General features: G+C 73.0%; 6 protein-coding genes. All 6 read left to right on the forward strand.

Annotation, left to right across the window (positions count from 1 at the left end):
• Positions 1-2,178, forward strand: a complete 2,178-nt coding sequence (locus tag IEZ12_RS36850; protein WP_373295571.1) for a cell division protein FtsK — start codon at positions 1-3, stop codon at positions 2,176-2,178.
• A gap of 142 nt (positions 2,179-2,320) precedes the next feature.
• Entirely contained in the window at positions 2,321-2,575 is a 255-nt protein-coding gene (locus tag IEZ12_RS36855; RefSeq protein ID WP_189278734.1) for a hypothetical protein, read from the forward strand.
• Positions 2,576-2,632: 57 nt separating this feature from the next.
• On the forward strand, positions 2,633-2,827 hold the full coding sequence (locus IEZ12_RS36860; RefSeq protein WP_043913788.1) for a hypothetical protein: 195 nt from the start codon (positions 2,633-2,635) through the stop codon (positions 2,825-2,827).
• Positions 2,824-3,048: a hypothetical protein gene (locus IEZ12_RS36865; protein WP_189278736.1), complete on the forward strand. Its 225-nt coding sequence runs from the start codon at positions 2,824-2,826 to the stop codon at positions 3,046-3,048. The genes IEZ12_RS36860 and IEZ12_RS36865 overlap by 4 nt, the downstream gene beginning before the upstream one ends.
• Positions 3,045-3,323, forward strand: coding sequence for a hypothetical protein (locus IEZ12_RS36870; protein WP_189278738.1), 279 nt, complete (start codon positions 3,045-3,047; stop codon positions 3,321-3,323). Before IEZ12_RS36865 ends, IEZ12_RS36870 begins: the two co-directional genes overlap by 4 nt.
• A gap of 21 nt (positions 3,324-3,344) precedes the next feature.
• Positions 3,345-3,950: class I SAM-dependent methyltransferase (locus IEZ12_RS36875; protein WP_229848699.1), on the forward strand; the 606-nt coding region annotated here is incomplete at its 3' end.

A 3,950-nucleotide genomic window follows, 5' to 3' on the forward strand; every position in this document is an offset into this window, starting at 1 on the left:
CTGCTGCTGGCGGCGTCGATGGCCGCCGACGCCGAGGCCGAGGCCCGGGGCGAGGTCCTCGACCTCGACAAGGCCCGCACCGAGCGCCGCCCCGCCCCCACCCTCACCTACGCCTCCGGTGACGGCGAGGACGACGTGGACGGGCAGTCCGTCTACGTCGACCAGCCCGCGGTGGTGCCGCTGCCGGTGCCGGAGGGCTCGCGGCGCCCGGTCCTCCCGGCCTGGCTGCTGTCGAAGTCCGAGCTCGCGAAGCAGGCCAGGTGGGCGGCCGGGCACGTCGGCCACTCGCTGGCCTACCACGCGGTGCGTTCCCCGCTCTACGCCGCGAAGTTGGCGGCCCGTTCGCCGCGCGGCGCGGTGCGCTCGCTGTCGTTCCTGGGCCGGTGGGCGTCCGACGCCGAGGGGCAGCCGCTGCGTGCGGCCGCGGCCCGGCGGGAGGACGCCGAGCTGTACCTGAAGCTGTGCCGGCAGCGCGACAACCGGGTGCGGCTGCGCGGCATCATCAGCCTGCTGGCCTCGGTGTTCGGCCTCACGGCCGTGATCGTGCTGCTGGTGATGACCTCCGAGGCCACCCTCATGGCGCTGGCCGCGGCCGTGGTCCTGGCGCTGGGTGCGGCGGGCGCGCCGGCGGACGAGCCGCTCATCGCCCGATCCGTGGTCAAGGCCAAGGCCCCCAAGCTCACCTCCGACATGGTCGTGGCCGCGCTGGAGTCCCTCGGCATCGGCGCGATCACCTCCGCCAGGTCGAAGAACAGCGGGATCACCTTCCCCGCGCCGATCACCCGCGACGGCCCCGGCTGGCGCGCCGATGTCGAACTGCCCGCCGGCGTGGAGGTCACCGACGTGATGGAGCGCCGCGGCCGCCTCGCCTCCGGGCTGCGCCGTCCGATCGGCACCGTGTGGCCCGAGCAGGCCAAGGGCGAGCACCCCGGCCGCATGGTCCTGTGGGTCGGCGACCAGGACATGGCCAAGGCCAAGCAGCCCGCCTGGCCGCTCGCCAAGGCCGGCACCGTCGACCTGTTCAACCCCGTGGCCTTCGCCACCGACCAGCGCGGCAACTGGGTCACGGTCACCCTGATGTTCATCGCCGGGATCATCGGCGCGGTCCCCCGCATGGGCAAGACCTTCCTGCTGCGCCTGCTCCTGCTCATCTCCGCCCTCGACCCCCGCGCCGAGCTGCACACCTACGACCTGAAGGGCACCGGCGACCTCGATCCCGTCGGAGGCCAGGTGAGCCACCGCCACCGCGCCGGCGACGACGACGAGGACATCGAGTACGCCATCGCCGACATGCGCGAGGTCCGCGAGGAACTCCGGCGCCGCACCAAGGTGATCCGCTCCCTGCCCCGCGACGTCTGCCCGGAGTCGAAGGTCACCTCCCAGCTCGCGGACAACAAGTCGCTCAGGTTGCACCCGATCGTGGTCGGCGTGGACGAGTGCCAGGTGTGGTTCGAGCACCCCAAGTACGGCGGGGAGTTCGAGGAGATCTGCACCGACCTGGTCAAGCGCGGCCCCGCCACCGGCATCGTGCTGCTGCTCGCCACCCAGCGCCCCGACGCCAAGTCCCTGCCCACCGGCATCTCGGCGAACGCGATCCTCAGGTTGTGCCTGAAGGTCATGGGCCAGGTCGAGAACGACATGGTCCTCGGCACCTCCTCCTACAAGCGCGGCGTTCGGGCCACGACGTTCTCCCGGGAGGACCGGGGCATCGCCTACTACGTCGGCGGCGAGGGCGCCGACGCCCAGATCGTCCGCTCCGTCTTCGCCGACGCGCCCATGGCCGAAGCGATCGCCGCACGCGGACGCCGCGCCCGCGAGCAGGCCGGCCTGCTGACCGGCTACGCGGCCGGCACCGCCGACGCCGCCCCCGCCGCGGCCGTCTCGCACGACCTGCTCGCCGACGTGTTGGCGGTGATGGGCCCCGACGAGCCGAAGCTCTGGTCGGAGACGATCGTGGCCCGCCTCGCCGAACTCCGCCCCGACGTCTACGGCCCGTGGGCCGAGCTGGAGGGCCGCGCCAAGGCCGACCAGCTGGTCGCCGCGCTCAAGCCCTACGGCATCACCACCGGCCAGGTCTGGGGCACCACCGAGGACGGCAAGGGCGCGAACCGACGCGGCATCACCCGCGACGACCTCGCCAAGGCCGTCACGGAGCGCGACAAGAAGCGCGCCGCCTGACAGCCGCAAACGGGTGCTAGGCCTAGCGGACACCCCCGCTAGACCTAGCACCCCCGCTAGCGGCCCCCACCACACCTGGCCAGCGAACTAGCCCCTAGCGCGCCACCTGCGAAAACCCCGGAAACCCCGCCTGGAGGCCACTGTGACACCCCTCCTGCTCCCCGCGATAGCCACCACCCTTCTCGTCACCCTCGGTTACAGCGCACTGTGTGCGGCCAGCCCGTTCGGGAACTGCCGCAAGTGCGCCGGACTCGGCTTCGCCCTCAAGACCGACCGCCACGGCAACCCCAAGCGCGGAAAGACCTGCCGCCGCTGCAAGGGCGCCGGAAAGCGCATCCGCATCGGCCGCCACCTGTTCAACGCCGCCCACCGCACCTGGCGCAACGGCACCCGCTGAACCCCACCCCCGCACGTCCCGCTCCGGCCCCCGGGCCGTCGAACGAAAGGCCGTGTCATGGCCCTGACCGTCTCCCTCGTCGTGCTGTTCGGCATCGTCCTCGGCCTCCTGCTCAAGGCCAAGTCCCTCGGCTACGGCTCCGCGATCGTCGCCGTCCTGTTCGGCTTCCTGCTCGCCTCCACCGGCGTCGCCGGGCCGATCAACAACCTCATCCACGCCCTGACCGACGCCATCGCCAAGGTCCGCGCATGACCCCCACCGCCACCGCCACGGCCGGGATCCGGCCGCTGGCCGCCGCGCACCTGCGTGACGCCCTCACTGCCGCCGCGACCGGCGACCCCGCCGCGTCGCTGGCCGCGCTCATGAACATCGACCCCGACTCCTGGCAGGCCATCCAGCAACGCACCGCCCAGCTCGGCACCAGCGTCCTCGACCTGATCGCCCACGCCGCTCGCACCGGAGGAACCCGATGAACACCAGCGACCTGGTCACCGCCGCCGTCCTGTTCGGCCCCGGCACCCTCGCCCTCATCCCCCACCTCGCCTCCCAGCGCGCCTCCCGCGCCGACTCCGCCCGCGTCAACGCCGTCCTCGACCTCTCCGCCCACGACCGCGCCACCGCGGCCGAGCAGAACGACGAGACCCCCGCCCCGCCCGGCGGCGGCGAGCCCCTCCCGCAGCCCGTTCAGCTCGCTCCGGTCCAGCGACTCGCGCCGGTCGTCCAGCTCGCCACCCGCCGCGCGGCCTGAGACCACGCCAGGAGACACCGAATGAGCGTCACTTCCGTCATTCCCGTCACCACCGCCGGCCGACGGCCGCGAGTCCTGGACGCGTTCTGCTGCGCGGGAGGTGCCGGAACCGGCTACCACCGCGCCGGGTTCGACGTCACCGGCATCGACATCCGCCCCCGCCCCAACTACCCGTACCGGTTCGTCCAGGGCGACGCGGTCGAGTACATCCGTGAGCACGGGGCCGAGTACGACCTGATCCACACCTCGCCGCCCTGCCAGGCCGGATGCGCGCTCACCGTCGGCACCAACACCGCCATGGGCTGGGGCACCGCCCACATCGACCTGGTCGCCGCCACCCGCGCCGCCGCCGAGTCCACCGGCCGGCCCTACGTCATCGAACAGCCCAACGGCCGCGCCCCGGTGCGCAAGGACATCAGCCTCTGCGGCGAGATGTTCCACCTGGGCGTCCTGCGGCACCGCAACTTCGAACTCGGCGGCTGGACCATGCCCAACCCCACCCACCCCCGCCACCGCGGCCGTGTCCGGGGCTGGCGGCACGGCCAGTACCACGACGGCCCCTACGTCGCCGCGTACGGCTCCGGCGGCGGCAAAGCCACCATCACCGAGATGCAGCACGCCATGGGC

The organism is Kitasatospora griseola (assembly GCF_014648555.1).
In the GTDB taxonomy this organism is placed as follows: Bacteria; Actinomycetota; Actinomycetes; order Streptomycetales; family Streptomycetaceae; genus Kitasatospora; species Kitasatospora griseola.

Excerpts from the sequence above, each read along its gene's own strand:
- IEZ12_RS36870 (WP_189278738.1), top strand. The coding sequence starts at position 3,045 with ATGAACACCAGCGACCTGGTCACCGCCGCCGTCCTGTTCGGCCCCGGC.
- IEZ12_RS36865 (WP_189278736.1), top strand. The coding sequence starts at position 2,824 with ATGACCCCCACCGCCACCGCCACGGCCGGGATCCGGCCGCTGGCCGCC.
- IEZ12_RS36860 (WP_043913788.1), top strand. The coding sequence starts at position 2,633 with ATGGCCCTGACCGTCTCCCTCGTCGTGCTGTTCGGCATCGTCCTCGGC.